This window comes from Pseudomonas sp. SA233 (genome assembly GCF_054792385.1).
In genome coordinates, this window is record NZ_CP096450.1 from 278,846 (window position 1) to 295,353 (window position 16,508).

Here is a 16,508-nt window from a genome sequence, read left to right on the forward strand (position 1 = left end):
AACCACGCCATTCACGTATCGAGGTACTCAATGCTGCCCCAGGACGCAAAGCGGAAGCCTGATTCCTATTCGTATCCAAACGGGATGCTCAACTCTGGCTACATCGCCGGCGTCCTGCGGTTCAATGATCCGGTCGAAGGTCTCTGTTTCATCCAGCAGACCCGTTCGGAAAACCACATGCTTCCCATCCACTACGACCCCAAGAAGTCGCCGATTCCTCGGGAGATCAAGGAGTGGGACCTCATCATGGCGTTCGTTCACACCGATGGCGCCATGCAGGGTGAAAACCGTATTGCACGGCTCAAGAGCATCCGTTTCGAGGCGCCGAACGTTATGCACCTGGGCGGCCGCTTCCGGGATGACTTTATGCGGAAGTGGGATGCTGTCGTACATGCCGCCGCAAAAGACTCTGGCACTCCGGCCTCGGTTGCAGCGCTGGAGCAGCAGCCCGGCGCCGGTACTGAAGACCGTCTCGACTCCTTCGACTGGAAGGCGATGGATCTCAACAAAAACGCCTCGAACCAGATTCGCATTGCAGGCTTCATCCAAGCCAAGAATCTGGAACGCAACCGGCGACACCCCGTGGACGGTACGCCAATCAACGACCGCCTGGTGGTGCTGATTCGACAGTCGAAAGACACCGATGCCTGCATCCCTGTTCGGTGGTATGGGCGTAATCTGCAGCCGCTGTCCGAAAAGCTTGCCCGCGGCATGCCCATCATCGTCAACGGTGAGTTCCGTATGGACGTCAAGGCCATCTCCCTGCCTGATGAGGAAACAGGGATCGCTGAGGTGTCCAAGATCCCATACATCCAGGCCAAAGATATGCCGGCTCCTGTGACCCCCGATTCAGGTCATATCAAGATCGTGCCGGGCTGGGCCGCTGAACTGTTCAAGAGCCACGGCACTCAAGCTTCGCAACCGAAAGAAGGCGGTGCAGAACGCAGCGCTTTGTTCGCATCGGCCTTTGGTTCTGAGTCGGCAAGCAAGCCTGCAACCCCAGGTGAGCAACAGGACGATTAAGCTGGGGCTGCCTCAACCCGTTTCGTGAAGCCATCGAGATCCAGCATTGGAGTCGGTGGCTTTGTTGTTTCTCAGCCATCAGTCACAGCCGGCAGCTGAGGAAGAAATCAAATTCTGTATTGGAAGACTAAGCCGCAATGGGCAAGACACTGATCATCACTGAAAAAGCAACCGTAGCGGTCTCTATCGCGCAAGCGGTCGGGGGCTTCAGTAAGGTGGAAACATGGCTTGAGAGCGAGAACGCAATTCTTGCCCCCGCGGCCGGCCACCTGGTTGAAATCTACTCCGAGGAAATGGCCAAGGCCGGGCGGGACATCGGCAATTTGCCAGTGATCCCTGACCATTTCGACCTGAGGGTCATCGAGCCCAAGGCCAAGTTCTACAACGTGCTTCAACGCCTTATGCGGCGCCCGGATGTCACTGCTGTAGCGAACGCGTGTGACGCCGGCCGCGAGGGTGAACTGATTTTTCGGCTCATTTACAAGATGGCTGGGTGCACAAAGCCGATGCTTCGGATGTGGATGAGATCCATGGTCGATGACGCCATCCGCCAGGCATACAAGAATATGCAGCCCGGCGCTGACTTCGACAACCTTGCAATGGCGGCTGAGATACGAGGCGAGGGCGACTACATCGTAGGCATTAACGCAAGTCGGGGGATTTCCCGCCTCTACGAGCGTGAGACAGCCAAAGCAGAGATCTTCCCGCTCGGCCGCGTGCAGACCCCTACGCTGTCCCTGGTTTGTGCTCTGGAGCTGGCCATTCTAACCTTCCGACCGGTTCCCTATTGGGAGGTGCACGGCAGTTTTGGGGTGGCCGCTGGTAAATACACCGGCAAGTGGGTGGCACCACAGCCCTCCGAGGCGAAGGGCGGATCCCAGCACCGGATCATGGATCGAGCAAAAGCGGATGCTCTGATCAGCAAGTGCTCTGGAGTAGCACCGAGCAGTGTGGTGGATGAAGTCAAGCCTGCCCAGACAGGCCCTGGCAAGCTATACGACCTCACCTCACTTCAGCGCGAGGCGAACCGCAAGCTTGGATTTTCTGCAGCTTACACGCTGGAGATTGCGCAGAAGCTTTACCTGGAGCTCAGCCTCACCACTTACCCACGAACAGACTCGGCTTACCTCCCTGATGACGCAATCAACGACACGAAGAAGGTCATGGGGATGTTTGGAGGAACCCCCTATGCAGAGCACGCGCAACGCGTGCTAGATGAAGGCTGGGTGCGACCCAACAAGAAGATTTTCGACTCGACGAAGGTGTCGGACCACTTCGCAATCATTCCTACCGGAAAGCGAGCAGGGGACCTAGAGCCGGACGTTCAGAAAATCTATGACATGATCGTCAAGCGCTTCATTGCCGTTTTCCATCCAGCGGCTGAGTATTCGGTGACTGTCCGGCTTACGACGGTGGCTGACGAACTCTTCAGGTCGACTGGTCGTGTGCTTGTCTCCCCAGGCTGGATGGTGGTTTACGGAGCCGGGATCGTCGAGGACGCAACCGATCGAGATGGTGACTCCGACGACAAGAAAGAGCTCGCACGGTACGTCAAGGGAGAGTCAGTCACTCCGCAGGGCATCGAGCTGAAGATGCTCAAAACCAAGCCTCCAGAACGGTACACCGAGGACACGTTGCTGGGCGCGATGGAGACGGCAGGGCGCCTGGTAGAGGATGAAGACCTTCGTGAGGCGATGAAAGAGCGGGGACTGGGTACACCGGTCACGCGCTCTGCAATGATCGAATCGCTCCAATCCACCAAGGACGGTGCCGGCCGAAAGAAAGAGCCCTATCTCATCCAGCAGAAGAAGTACTTTGCTCCCAGCGCAAAGGGGATGACTGTCTACCGTTTCCTGGTCGACAACGGCATCGATGCCCTTACGTCGCCAGTTCTCACCGGGGAATGGGAGCACAAGCTCCGTCAGATGGAAAAGGGGGCGTACAAGCGGGACGCTTTTAAGTCCGAGCTTGCAGAGTTGACGACGGCAATCCTCGACACCATCAAGAACAAATACGCAGGTGTCCAGGTCAAGAAGCTTGGCGCTCTTTGCCCCACCTGTGGTGGCGCAGTTGAGATCCAGGCCCGAACGTTCATGTGCGAGCGGCAGTGCGGATTTTCCATATGGCGGGAGATTGCCAGTCGCATGCTAAAAGTATCGGAAGCAGAAACTTTGCTCCGGGACAAGGTAGTGCTTGGGCTCAAGGGCTTTGTCAATCCGAAGAAATCCACCAAGTTCGAGGCAGGGCTGAAGCTGCTCGACACCGGCAAGGTCGAGTTTTACTTCGACCCGACGGCGAACACTCGGGACTCCAAAGGGAATGTCGTTTCCTGCCCGAAATGCCAAGGCGGCATGCGCAAAATCAAAGCCCCCAAAGGGCACTTCTGGGCCTGCGTTGATCGAGAGCAGTGCAATCACACCATGAACGATCGCGACGGCGATCCAGTGGAGCGGCCGAAGTCATTTCCATGTGACCTCTGCGGTAAACCCATGTACCTGCGGAATGCTGAAAAGTCTCCTTTCTGGGGTTGCAGTGGCTTTGTGAAGGGGGGCGGTGGGTGCTCTAACACCGTGAAAGACAATAACGGGACTCCGGTACCGAAGGAACAACCAGCAAGTTCTGACGGGGCGCCGTCTCCAACGATCCAGACAGACAGCGGAGCTTTCCTGTGAACGCCAACAACAAGGTCATACGCGCAACGGCCATCGTGTTCGGTTTCTGGTGGCTTTTGCTCACTGCCCGGGCCTTCGGCGGTTCTCCTATAGAGTTTTTAGATAGCTGGCCTCTGGTGGGCTACAACGTCTCACACTGGATTCTGGGTGTTGTTTCCGGCCTGTTCATCGGTGTCTGGTTTATCTGGTTCACCAGGTTGTCTGCACTGAACAAGCTGTACGCCGGCAAGAAAGGAAACACCCTCAACGGCGCCCGCTCGACGCTCGGCAAAGTTCCTATGCCCACCTTGGCTTTACCTCGCGTCGAGGCTGCGTCAAAGCGCCTACCCATTGCAAGCAAAAAAGTGCTCGCCTGGGTTGCCGCCAATGAGAAGAAGTGGCCAGCCCATGTAGCGTTCTTCTGGGCCATCTGGGATACCTATTCTGCACATGCTCACTTCCCCGCATCGCATCGCAAAGGGGGGCACGGAAATCGCCGGCTTTGGGAGCATTGTCTGGCCGTGGCAGACACCGCGCTGGAGGACGCTGGCACTTACGTATTCGACGGGGTTTACGTAAAGGCCCGTGGAAAGCCCAAGTTCAAAATCATCGACCTGAAGAACAAGGAATATCGATTTGACGCTACTGATCCACTGATCCCGATTCTGGGCCTGGCGCACGATATCGGGAAGCTCGAAGCCTACGTCCTCCTACCCGACGGTAGCGTGAAAACCCAGGAGGAGGGCGGAGCGCTCACCCCTCAGGATGACAACCGCATCTCCCACGACGCCCTGGGTGCGAGAATTCTTGCTCGCTTCCCAGAATACTGGGCCCTCCCTGCACGCGATCGACAAGCCGTGAACCTGGTCATTGCACATTACCACCACCCAAGTGATTTCCCGGTTGACCGCAATGGCCTTAGCCTGGATGACCGCATGACAGCCCTCATGGAGTTCTTGATCCTGGTAGACAAGAAGACCGGCACGGCCGAGTCGAGTATCACAGAGACACTGAGTGATCACGAGATTTCTGAGGACGAGTCCAACGCCATTTATCACTGCTTCGTCGAGATCATCACGGAGTACGGCAGGGTAAACGGCACCGGTGACCAGGCCAAGGACTCCACGCTCAAAATTGCTCAGAAGCATGACGGACTGATCGTCATCAGGGAAAAGGACCTACGGTCTCTGATCTTGGCCAAAATGGGCTGGTCGTTGGAGGAGGGTGAGGGCCGTTACCGCATGACCCTCAACCTGATGACAACCCTCCAGGAAAAAGGGCTACTGTACTCGCGGCACAATCATGCCGACATGAGCCGGTTCTTGCCGATGTACTCGGTGTCATTGCGCAACGCACAAACAGGTGCACATCTGACTACCTGGGAGCCTTGCATCATTGTACTGCCAGTTGCCACGACCCCCGAGCTTGCCGGCCTCAGTGGTTTGCCCAACATGGGTACCAAGCTGGACATCGAGCGCCCATTGTTCACACACAACCTGGGTATCACTGAAGCTGATGCGCTTCGGGCGATTGTTGCTCGCGGGTTCAGCGCTGAGATTGCAGCGAAGGTGAACATCGCCGGCAAGCAGGAAGAGAAGCCGAAGCCACAACCAGCACCAGCACCAGCACCAGCACCAGCACCAGCACCAGCACCACAAGCTCAGCCTGATGTGGAGCAGGGTCAACCTGCAACTGCTGTCACCAGTGGAGCGAAACCAGGTGCTATGACGACCAATGTAAACGCACATCAAAGCTCCTCGCCAGCCCGCACCGCGGCTAACGAGGCCAGCGACGAGCACGACGCTCAAACTGGTATGTCAGCTGATGCGCAAGCGGCACTAGATGATGACGACCCGATCGTGAGCGGCGGTGATGATGACGACCTACTAGACGACGATCTACAGAGCTTGTCGCTCAGCTCGTTTGGGCCGGGGCCAGAGGCAGAACCAGAGGATGACTTCCTAAATCTGGAATCTGGGCAGCCTGGTAACGATGACGTCGATGATGTTGATGATGTGTTCGGCGCGTTCGCGATCAGTGAGCCTCCGCCGGTGAATACAACCGAGCAAAGTGGGCTTTCAGCGCCAGAACAAGAGGGTACTTACCCTGCCACTGTACCGAATAATGACGCCCCAGTCGTTTCCGTTTCTGTAGCGGTAGCTATCCCTGATCCAGACGCTGTACCAACGCGGAGGGTAAGCCCCGCTGCCGAGGCTGCGGCGCTCAAGGCACTTGCAGAGGCGGGCGCCAACTTCACTGCATTCGTTGCACCTAGGAAGAAAAAATCCAGCTCAGCTGAGCAGCTGCAAGGTATCCGCGCAGCAGTGAAAGCGGCAGAAATTCCGATCTGTGGGACAAGGGATGGATTTGATTACGTGCTGGAGGCCGACCTGATGATCTACGACCCTAAACTGAAATTGAGCACGCTAATTCGAACCGAGAAGTTGCCCACTGTAGAGGCTGCACCTGGAGTGGTGATGGTGGGCATTCCGGTTGCACCGATGCAACTGGACCTATGAGCTGCTGACCCTGACCATGACTCCCTGGCTGTCACGTAGAAAGCCAGGGAGGCATGATCAATTGTGCATATCAGCGAGCTGCTTTTCGGTCACTCGGCTCAGCAGCCTGAAATAATCTGCTCGCGAATCTTGGTCAAACACCTTGGTTTGGACTGAAAGCATCACCGCAAGAGCGTCCTCCTTCGTTTTGCCAGCAGTGAACGGCAGTGGTGCTGGCGCAAAGTGAACGCTCCCGTTGCTAACCGCTACGGCTGCATCCAGCACGCTCTTCACCTCCATGTAGCGCGGGTACCGTTTTGCGGTCAGGAACAATCCATCGTAAATATCATAATTGCCTTGAAGGGTCTGAACCAAGGCCGCCATCAATGGCCAGTTCGTGTCTGGACCATCATCATCTGACCCACCGACGGTAGTACTTGCGAAAAAGATGACTGTTTGGAAGTTGTTTTGGGCGAACACATCCAGAAGTGCTTTCAGGTTGGTGTCGGTGTCCGATGAAGTCTTGCGGTTAATTTCCATGTAATTTCCTCATTTATGTTGGTGCACCAAATGATGCATCACAAAGATACCACCATCCATCAGAAACATTCAATAAGCACTTGACAAATTGACAAAATGTCAATAAGGCAAACTATTCGTCTGCTGCTAGCGATCCCGCCTTGGCATCCCTCAAGCCTTCCAGCAGGGCAGTCTGCAGGGTGGTGTTCAACTCTCTTAGCTCCTTGTTCTGGGCCTCTAGGGCGCGCAGACCCTGCTGGGTAGCCTCTAACCGACCACGCATCTCAGCCGCTTCGTCAGTGGCTTTCGATCGCTGAATCCTTAACTGGTCAATCAGCGTCAACGATTGCTGCAGCTCCTTGCTGACCCTCTCTGTTTTGGCTCTCTCATCGTCCCGAACCCTTGCGGTCTCCATCATCAAGTGGTTCTCGGTCTTCTCAAGGTGCTGCTCTGCGGCAACCCGGGCGGTCTCGGCCTTAGCTTGGGCAGTCTCTGTCGCCGTGTTGGCTGCCTTGAGCTGCTCCTGAAGGCGCTCAAGCTCTCCACGATGCATCTCCTGGGCGCGCTCGATTGCACCGTGGTGCACTTCCTGAAGGCGCTTGATTTCCTCGTTATGCGACTGGCTTGAGGAAACGAGCTTTGCATTGAGCTCTGCGAGCTCTGCTTGGAGCTGTCGAACATCAGCGCTCACCTGATCCAATTGGTCAGTCAGCCGCTCCTTGTCCGCCATGAGTCCGGCCAGCTCTCGGCGCTGGGCCTCAAGGCTCGCTGAAGCAGTCCGTTCATTTTCCTGCGCCACCCTTGCCGCAACTACGGCAGCTGCGGCCTCCGCCTCAAGGGCTTTACGCTCAACCGCATGGGAGTCAGTTGCCGCTCTCAGAGCCACATCCCAGATCTCATCGAGCTTCTCGCACACCGCGTCAGGAACACCAGGTCTTCGCAGCCTGGCACTCAGGACAGGGCCTATCTCGCTCCAGAATTTCTTGATCTCCTCGTACACCAGGTTGGGCGAGGCCTTTATGTCGTGGTTGGCGTAAATGCACTCACGAATATCCGCCTGGCGCACTTCGCGCCCCGCATCAAGTAGCTCCCTCGCGTAGAGATGCACAAGATCCCGCGTACTTAGCCTTTTGTCAGATGAAATTCCGGTGCTGGTCATTAGCCGTAACCTGATAGGTAGATAGGTAAAAGTCAGAAGGCTGTGCGTCGACAAGCTCGGCGAGAGGCTGGCTTGCAACAAGGTCGCGCCCATCAGACGGGGCGGTGCGGCCCTGGACGGAGCTTACACCCACGCCCCGAAAACTACAAAAATGTATTGTGTATCATACGATACATATCCATGAAGCCATAAATTCGTGAATATCTCCGATTATCACGAATTTTTCAGATGGCAAAAAAACGCCCCTCTAAAAGCCCATCGCTATCAGTAGCTGGCTTTACAGAGAGGCGTTTTTGATTTCTCGCTAAACCCTTATGGACAATGGGTTCTGGAAATTTTGCTTGCGCTGGAGATCAAGTGTCTACGTCAGCTAAAAATGCGAAACCACAGTCATATATGCGAAAAATGCACAACCACAGTTAAACATGCGAAAGCAAAGCGGCACGGCATCCGCGGAGCACCATCGTCGAATCGATCCATGCTCATCCTCCAAAGCTTAGCACGGAGCGACCGCTGCCCGGCCAAGGTCCGACCAGTTGCAGAAAACCTTCAGAAGCCCTCTATGTCGAGCAGACGGACGCCGGCGGCAATCCACACGATCCGAGGCATGACAGCCAACGACCGGAAGTAATTCGTGGACTTGGAGGAAAAACGCCATGGTCTGGGAATTAGTTCCGCAAGCATCCTAAGAATTACTTCCGAGGACATAGCAAAAGCACAGCTTCACCTTGCTCATGAGCCGCAGCGCCTTCCAGGGTTTGTTTGAACCGCCCTCGAATGCCGCTCCTACGTCGATTCTGATCAACTCGCAGGGGCTAAGGTCGTCAGATTTCACACAGGAGCGCGTGAGGATCCGGTTATTTGGGCTCATTTCAGGGCTTACCGGACATAGTCGACCTAGCTCATCCAGCCACTTGATTTCACCATGAAAGGCCCTAAAATCAGGGCTTTCACCACAAAAGACTTGCGCTGTGGATCAAGCCAAAAATGCAAAGATTTCTCGTGGGCTGCTGCTCTTGCGCCCGGGGAAACTGTCCCGAGATGACTTCAAGCAACTGATCGTTCAGAAGGGATGGCGCATGGCAGATGTGGCTTGCCGATGGTCAATTCGCCCTGAGCACATGAGCCGCATCGCAGCAGACGACGACCGGGACTGTAAATGGGACGATCTGGCGCGAGCTCTACCTACACTGAGCCCTAACGAACAGGCCGCCGTTAAGGCAGCTCGACTAGTGCTGGCGCCACCAACAAAACGGCCGCGCAAGACAACTGCAGTCCATGAAGCATCGACTGAAATGCCTCAAGCGATAGCGCCCCCTGCTGCGACACCCAAGCCTTTCAATTGGGATCATGATGATGATGACGATGATGATGACGATTTCGCCGGTGCCTATACCGACGGCTATCGTTGGAGACGGTACCTAACCCGCGGCGCCGAGCTTGTCGTCGACAGGGAGATCGACAACTTTGCAGCGTATGGGGCCATCCTGGTGGTGATCGCCACACGGGAAGGCGTCGATTCGGCTGGAGGTGCACAGGAAGAGTACCAGTGCGAAGCACCATCAGGGGCGCAGCGCTGGTTCGAGCCCGATGAGATTGACGACTGCCTTGTCTACAACGGCAAAACGCGAGACATACGATGAGCACGAACTCTCCAGCCGTACACGGAATTCCTTACCTCCAGGCCAAGTCAGAAGTTGCTCTGCTCGATCGCGAGTCAGCTGACGACTTTGATCAGGTCGATGTAATCCAAGCGGATAGCGACATCGAAGCAGCCTGGATGTGGCTCCATGCCAAAGGAAAAAATCCGAAGACCAGGCGCGTTATGCAAAAGGAAGTGGAGAGGTTCATTCTCTGGGCAATGCACACCCTGGGTAAGCAGCTCTCACAGATCACGGTGATGGACATCAACCAGTACATCGACTTTATGGATAACCCCCAGCCGACTGAGGTTTGGGTATCACCTACAAAGCACAAGCGCTCGAACCCAGACTGGAGACCATTTGCAGGACCTCTTAGTAAAGCATCCCAGCAGTATGCCTTGATCCAGATTGGCAGCATGTACAAATGGATGATCAAGGGTGGACGCCTGAAAGCGAACCCCGTATCGCTCGTGGCAAAGCCACAGGTCGAAGTGGACTTAACAATCAAGCGACTGCTGCCCGAGGCTGCCATCGCCTTGGCATTCGAGGCTATTGCAGCGACCAAAAGCCCACGCAAACGGGCCCGTGACCATTTCATGCTGAGCCTGTTTTACATGACCGGTGTGCGGACGTTCGAAGCGACTGGGGCAACCATGGGCAAGATCAGGCGCTCTGCTAGCGGGGTTCTGTGGTTGGAGGTCCTGGGCAAGCGGAACAAAATTCGAGATGTACCGATATCCGATGACCTCTATGAGGACCTACTGCAGTATCGCGAAGCGTTCGGTTTGCCACGTGAGGTTCCAGTTAAGGACACAACCCCCCTCCTCCTAGCCTCGAACTCAAAGCTCAAACGCGCCCATAACGACACCATCCTGAAATCGATCAAAGACATCATGCATCGCGCTGCAGCCCTCGCTGTTGAGCGCAGCCTATTTGATTTAGCCGACCGGCTTGAAGAGGCCTCAACACACTGGCTCCGCCACTCGTGCTTTAGCCACCTGGCTAAAGCTACCGGCGACCTGGTGATGATCAAGGCGCTGGCTGGTCACAGCAAAATCGAAACAACCAGCCGATATCTGCACACTGAAGACGACGCTTTGCATGCAGGGGTCGTCCAAACACTAAGCACACCGCGACTACACCGGTAGTGTTGCCGCAGGCCAAAGGCCGCCGGCATCGAGGTCGAGCGGCTGGCCGCTGCCGCAGAATGAGGTCGCGCCAAGCGCTGCACAGGTCTGCTGAGCCCTGAGCTCCGACACACCTATGAGCTCCGTGACCTACTTCACCTCGCTCGATGCCTGGCCAACCGCGGGGCTCGCTCTAGGCCCCCTGCCTAGTTGTCCTTTGTTTTGTGCCTCTCCCTTACCTAATCCTGAACGCCCTACCCTCGACATTTCATGCCGCAAAACGGTCTAACTATCAATTCAGTCATGCGGTTGACAGCTGGTTCTTCGAGATCTGACCTAATGACAAACTTCGGTTTATGGCCTATCTCTATCTGGTAGAAACGCATTTATGCTTGTCTGACCGTATGGATTCGTATGAGAATGCGGTCATCCTACCTACTTGGCACTGGTAAATCACATGACTGCAGCTGCTACTCCCCTCGATCAGTACACTTTCACTGATTTCACTCAGTTAACCTTCACCCCACAATTTGTGGCTGAACGCTTGATGATAAGCACTCAGACCCTCAAGGCCATAGAGAAGGAAAACGACCTCAACATCGCTCGTGTAGCTCGTGGATCCGTTGAGGTTCGTAGCTACACGCTCGCTGACATGTTTTTGATCGCCTCGATTCGTCGCGGGAATGGAAACACTAAAGGCTTTTCCCGCCCCATCACCTGCTCTACGTACGTACAGAAGGGTGGCACCGCAAAAACCACCACGACCTGCAATATCGGCATCGAGTTCGCTTTGGCGGGATTCAAAACCCTGATCATCGACAACGATCCTCAAGCCGATGTGTCCAGCATGCTGGGCTATGATCCTGACCAAACAACCGAAGAGCTTGTAGAGCTTGGCCTCCCTGCTGATAGAGCTGTTGAGGGCCATCTCGGCAACTTGATCCGCCTCGGTAACTTCACTGAGATGACGCTAGACCAGGTAATCAAGAAACCTTTCGGCGAGCATGGCCCTCACCTCATCCCAGCGTTTGATTCTCTGGACGACATGGACGTTGTGCTACGGAATGCCCAGGGCGCCGACTTCCGGTATTCGCTTTTCATCGAGCGAGCCCGCAAAGGCCTTCTGCCGCACTGCGACCTGTCGAGCTATGATGTGATCATCATGGATAACGCACCCTCTGGAACTATGCTTTCCCGTAACAGCCTTGCCGCTGCTGATTTCCTGCTGTGCCCTATCCGTATGGACAAATTCTCCTTCCGTGCACTTTCCCGTCTGGCGCACAAGATCAATGAAATGAGCTCCGATTTCGGCCGGGCCCCAGAGATCGTTGCAATTCCCACCATGTACATGCGCAACCGCCCACGTCTACAAGCTAACCTCGCTCGCTTGTCCAGCTTGTTCCCCGGCAAGGTCACAGAACAACAGTTGTTCCACTCCGAGGACTACTCGAAAAGCTTGGAAGACGGTGTTCCTCTCTCCCTCTGGAAGCAAGGTAGCGAAAACTCTCTGGGGGCGTTCCGAAGCGTATTTGAGGAAATGGTTGGAAGAATCAAAACGGTTTTGGAGAAGGGTAAATGAGGAGCTCTAGCCCAATTGGCAAACCAACCGTAATCCCGACAGCTGAGGGTACGAGCAGCATTCAAGGTGTTCACGTACCTAAAGTGATTCCGGAGGCCAACCTCCGGCCGATGAGTGATGTGCTGAGTGAGTTGCACCTTGATGAGGACACAAGCAGCTCAAAAGAGCCGCTTGATCGTGCACCTGTTGCTCAGGCGGATCACGTTCATGAGCCGGGCCTTGATGACATAATCTTGAGCGGGGAGCGCTTGCCAGGCGAGGCGACGTTCTTGCCTTTGACGCTCATACGCCGAGGCACGTATCAGCCACGCCGCAAGTTCGACCCTGAGAAGCTGGGTCTTCTCGCAAACACGATTGAAGATAAAGGCCTCAACAACGCGATTATCGTTCGCCCTCTAGCGGACGGTACTTTCGAGCTGATTGCCGGTGAGCGCCGGTTCCTAGCCCATGAGCTGCTCCGCAAAGACCACATCTACGCGCTCATCCGTAATCTGTCGGATGCTGAAGCGGCTATCTTGTCGGTTACGGACAACGACGCCCGGGAAGACCTTACTGATTTCGAGCGAGGTGCGAGTTACAAGAAGCTTCTCGATGACAAGGTTGTGCAATCCCAGGCGGAGCTTTCCCGCCGTGTCGGCCGTAGCATGGCCACGATCAGCCGCTGCCTTGCTTATTTCAAGCTGCCTGTGGGTGTCATTTCACTGCTGGAAGAAGATCCTGACCTGATTGGTAATAGGGTTGTCTCGGAGATGGTTGCTCTAGCTGACAAGGGACATACTGAAACCGTACTGGCAGCCGCCAACCGAATTAAAGAAGGTGCGTCCCAGGACAGCGCAATCAACTGGGCCAAGGGCGAGGTCCGGCGCAAGACTTCTCCTCAAGCACCAATCCCTCCACGGCAGATCGACTATAAAGAGCGCACCCAATTGGACGCTCGTATTGATGGGCGCAAGTTGATCCTCACCCCTCCCAAAGGCATTGATCCAGCGGAGGTCCTCGCCTACATCGAGGAGATGCTCAAAGCTCGTAGCTAATTCGCTGCCACTCCGCCGCCGGGTCCTCCGGCGGCGTGGCGTCTACGCCCTCCCCCGGTTAATCCTCTGATATTTCTGGCTTTTCACGATTTCACTGTGAAAATCTCATCCTGCGTTTTCTCCTTTTAGCTCCTATTTTTCACAGTGAAATTCCAGGTTCCGTTGCCCAGTTTTCACTGTGAAAATCAGCTCGCTCGCATCTTTTCACAGTGAAAATTTCACTCATCATCGGGGGTGTCCCGACCAGGCGTCTGACTTAACAGTCGGCATTAGCCTGGTGATCAGATCTTGCTGCTCAAACCAACACGCACAACGCACCATTCACTGCATACTGCACAGTGATAACTGCACACTGCACAGTTACCACTGTGCACATCGTCCTACCTGCTTGGGCAGCAACGAAGATGCCCGCGTGGAGACCGTTTCACTGTGAAAAGGTCCATCGAGCTTGCCCCTCGCCCAGGCCGACTCCTCGCCTCCAGCCACTGCGCGCCGACTGGGGGAATTTGTAGCTCTCATACACGCTTCCCAATGAGACTGGAGCCCCGTCCTGACTGCCGGCTACAGGCTGCGCTCCAGAACTGAGCTCTAAGATCAACGAGAGCGATATCACTGGCATCTCCCACAGGCTGATGTCGGTGTCGATCAGATCCGCTCACCCTTTCACAGTGAAAAGCACCTCAACATGGGCCGGTGAACGAACCAGCTGCTCAGACTGGTCTGGGCAGTTCTACACTCGGCCTGCCTGTCTTTTCACTGTGAATGACCACGCATCAACTGCAAGCACTCAACCCCATGGCGAGGGTTTTAATCACCACCCTTTCACAGTGAAATCATGAGCTTTCCTGGACGTCATCTGCGCCTCGAACGATCCACATATAGTGGCAAGCATTGGGGATGACGAGGATAGGCCCCCCACGCTCTCAAATAGGCTTAAGCCGCCCTTTCACAGTGAAAGGGAATACCCAAACGTCGACTCAATGGGACCTGATGCAGTCCAAAAGCTGCAGCCTTTCACTGGGTACAACCAGGTTCTTGGTCGTGAGGCGAGCCGGTTAACACGGGCAGGCTGATACGCATCCCGCTGGGCTTTTCACTGTGAAAAGATCTCTCCCTGATCTTGAGCAACTGGCCAAGGGCGCAAGCACGCGACCTGCCTGATTTTTTCACTGTGAAAATCGCGCCTCATTTTCCGATCCAGGCTGTGAGCCTCAAACCATCTACCGGCCATGGGATGCAGTTGCACCTTAAGAGCTGTCTTGCCGGAGGGGGCCTTGCATTTCACAGTGAAAAGGAACAGTCCCGAGCTGCTGGGCTGATGCTACCCAGCGCCTTAGCCCTTGTTTGGGTAACGCTTGTACGGTCGCTCCGCCTCTACCTGATGCACACCGGCAGGTCGACCCTCATCATGGATAGCTTTTCACAGTGAAAAGGCATCCCCGGCTTAGAGCCACTGGCCGAGAGCAGCTCGAACGAGATATGCCAGGTTTTCACTGTAGAAACCTGGTCACCAGATTCTAAGTTCCAAGCACCACGACTCTCAGCTTTTGCTGTTAACGCATGTACCTACTTTCCAGTAGATGACTCCACTTGAGTGGCTCCAACCATTTCACCGTGAAAAGGTAGACCTGCGCTGCCCCAAGGGGGAACAGCTTGATGCTTCCCAAGCGACTCAATCATTCGGAGCATCAACGAAGCGTCGCCTGACCAGACCTGATTTACACGAGCAGGCCGATCAACATCTCGCGGGCTTTTCACAGTGAAAAGGTTTCCCAGGTACAGAGCCACATGCCAAGGCTTGAAACACGAGAAGGTTGAGACTTTTCACTGTGAAAACTAGGGCACCTCGATCGCTGTTCCAGGACGTGTGTCTCTGCCTGGTTGGTCCCTGGCATTTCACAGTGAAAAGGGATGTCTCATGCCAGGCCATAGATCCTGGTTTGATGCTGCCCAAGCGACTCAACCTTTAGCGGCAAAACCCAACGGTCAGCTCTGGTTGTGGAAAGCCGACAGGCATCATCCGGGCTGACTAGGGAGCGAGCACGGCTGACTCGATTAGCGGATATAGGCCAGTACCCATTCCCACGGTTTGTGCTAGCAGGTCCTAGGTAGGTCCTGTACCACCACAATGGAGTACCGTCCTATCCTTCGCGTGCTTTAGGTTCACGGAGCCAAACCACAACCTGCTATCATTCGATTCATATAGCGTACGTTTACGTGTTACATAGCGGATACACAACCATGTGCTGCATATCAGCAGTACAACCTATGGCGTAAACGCCCCCAAATCAGATCTGGAGAAACGCATGTCTATTGCACTGGTATTGAGTGAAGGCTCTGGAACCATCTTTGAAAACAAGAACCGCACGTCTGACGCAGCACCTGTGATGGTCGGCTACATGGAGTTCCCGCTGAACAAGGAGCGCAACCAGAAGCTCAAGCTTGAGGTAGCCGTCTGGGTCAAGCAGAAGCAGGGTACGAACGATAAGTTCTATTCGCTGTCGGTGGGTGGCATCAACGCGAGCCTCTTCAAGGAGGCCGACAAGAAGGAAAAGGGTCCCGACTACGCGGGGAGCTTCGGCTTCAACCACGAAATGCGGATCGCGGGATGGCGTAAGGAAGGCGTTGACGGTGGAGCACCATTCATCAGCCTCTCGGTTTCACCCAAAGTAAAGCCAGCTAGCCAGCAAATGCCATCAGCTGATGCTGCAACGCCAAACAGCCAAACGCCGAATGGTGCAGTGGATACAGGTGATCCAATGTTCGCATTCTGATAAACCCCACGACCCCGCCTTAGCGGGGTTTTTTTTTTGCCTGTCGAATTGGCCAGGCACCACCCACGCTGGCGTAAGGGCTCTAACAACAGCATGGTAGGCAGCTACTGCAGTATGCGAAGTGACTGAGAGGCAGAGTGCTGTAGGAGGGCGGCTAACATGAGCGCCGGAGCGGTTGTCTAGCACCAGTCGGCCCCTTCGCAGCAAACTCGCTACACACATCAAGCCAGAGAGCCGCTGCAGAGCAGGTCACAGGCCATGACTGACCCGATTCCGTTGCCAGTTGATCTACCGCTGAACGCACCACAACCTCGTTACCACTAACCGCAGCGATTTCGCCGGCAGAGATGATGGGATCTACGGTTAACGAGCAACGTGACCACCCAAGCCTGCCCCCTTGTTCGGTTTGCTCTGGTCGACTCGATCGCCCATCGCGGGTTAAGCCCCTGCCACATCCATCCGGCACCAGGGCTCCAGCACGCCCGCTCAACGGCAGATTGT

The 16,508-nt window shown here is 55.3% G+C and carries 10 protein-coding genes; 8 read left to right on the top strand and 2 right to left on the bottom strand.

Annotated features, from left to right (window positions below):
• Nucleotides 1–30: 30 nt before the first annotated feature.
• From M1D87_RS27910 to M1D87_RS27920, 3 genes are all read left to right on the top strand, one after another.
• Nucleotides 31–1,023, top strand: a complete 993-nt coding sequence (locus M1D87_RS27910) for a hypothetical protein (RefSeq protein ID WP_023662224.1) — start codon at nucleotides 31–33, stop codon at nucleotides 1,021–1,023.
• Between the two features lie 137 nt (nucleotides 1,024–1,160).
• Nucleotides 1,161–3,695, top strand: a complete 2,535-nt coding sequence (locus M1D87_RS27915; protein ID WP_024717739.1) for a DNA topoisomerase — start codon at nucleotides 1,161–1,163, stop codon at nucleotides 3,693–3,695.
• The gene (locus tag M1D87_RS27920) at nucleotides 3,692–6,193 is read left to right on the top strand and encodes an HD domain-containing protein (protein WP_144000599.1); all 2,502 of its coding nucleotides are present in this window, start codon (nucleotides 3,692–3,694) and stop codon (nucleotides 6,191–6,193) included. The genes M1D87_RS27915 and M1D87_RS27920 overlap by 4 nt, the downstream gene beginning before the upstream one ends.
• Before the next feature lie 57 nt (nucleotides 6,194–6,250).
• Here M1D87_RS27920 and M1D87_RS27925 read toward each other — a convergent pair whose 3' ends face one another.
• A complete protein-coding gene (locus M1D87_RS27925; RefSeq protein WP_023662221.1) occupies nucleotides 6,251–6,712 on the bottom strand; it encodes a hypothetical protein in 462 nt (153 codons plus the stop codon).
• A 112-nt stretch (nucleotides 6,713–6,824) separates the two neighbouring features.
• A complete protein-coding gene (locus M1D87_RS27930) occupies nucleotides 6,825–7,850 on the bottom strand; it encodes a DNA-binding protein (protein ID WP_023662220.1) in 1,026 nt (341 codons plus the stop codon).
• Nucleotides 7,851–8,821: 971 nt separating this feature from the next.
• Between M1D87_RS27930 and M1D87_RS27935 the strand changes: the two genes are divergently transcribed.
• The 5 genes from M1D87_RS27935 to M1D87_RS27955 all read left to right on the top strand — a co-directional run bounded on the left by M1D87_RS27935 (nucleotide 8,822) and on the right by M1D87_RS27955 (nucleotide 16,007).
• The gene (locus tag M1D87_RS27935; protein ID WP_177328663.1) at nucleotides 8,822–9,493 is read left to right on the top strand and encodes a hypothetical protein; all 672 of its coding nucleotides are present in this window, start codon (nucleotides 8,822–8,824) and stop codon (nucleotides 9,491–9,493) included.
• Nucleotides 9,490–10,641 carry a tyrosine-type recombinase/integrase gene (locus M1D87_RS27940; protein ID WP_004574781.1) on the top strand — a complete coding sequence of 384 codons (1,152 nt, stop codon included), beginning with the start codon at nucleotides 9,490–9,492 and terminating at the stop codon, nucleotides 10,639–10,641. The genes M1D87_RS27935 and M1D87_RS27940 overlap by 4 nt, the downstream gene beginning before the upstream one ends.
• Nucleotides 10,642–11,077: 436 nt before the next feature.
• Nucleotides 11,078–12,199, top strand: a complete 1,122-nt coding sequence (locus tag M1D87_RS27945) for a ParA family protein (RefSeq protein ID WP_004574780.1) — start codon at nucleotides 11,078–11,080, stop codon at nucleotides 12,197–12,199.
• 110 nt (nucleotides 12,200–12,309) lie between these two features.
• The gene (locus tag M1D87_RS27950; RefSeq protein WP_177328664.1) at nucleotides 12,310–13,233 is read left to right on the top strand and encodes a ParB/RepB/Spo0J family partition protein; all 924 of its coding nucleotides are present in this window, start codon (nucleotides 12,310–12,312) and stop codon (nucleotides 13,231–13,233) included.
• 2,306 nt (nucleotides 13,234–15,539) lie between these two features.
• Nucleotides 15,540–16,007, top strand: a complete 468-nt coding sequence (locus M1D87_RS27955) for a hypothetical protein (protein WP_023662217.1) — start codon at nucleotides 15,540–15,542, stop codon at nucleotides 16,005–16,007.
• Nucleotides 16,008–16,508 lie beyond the last annotated feature (501 nt).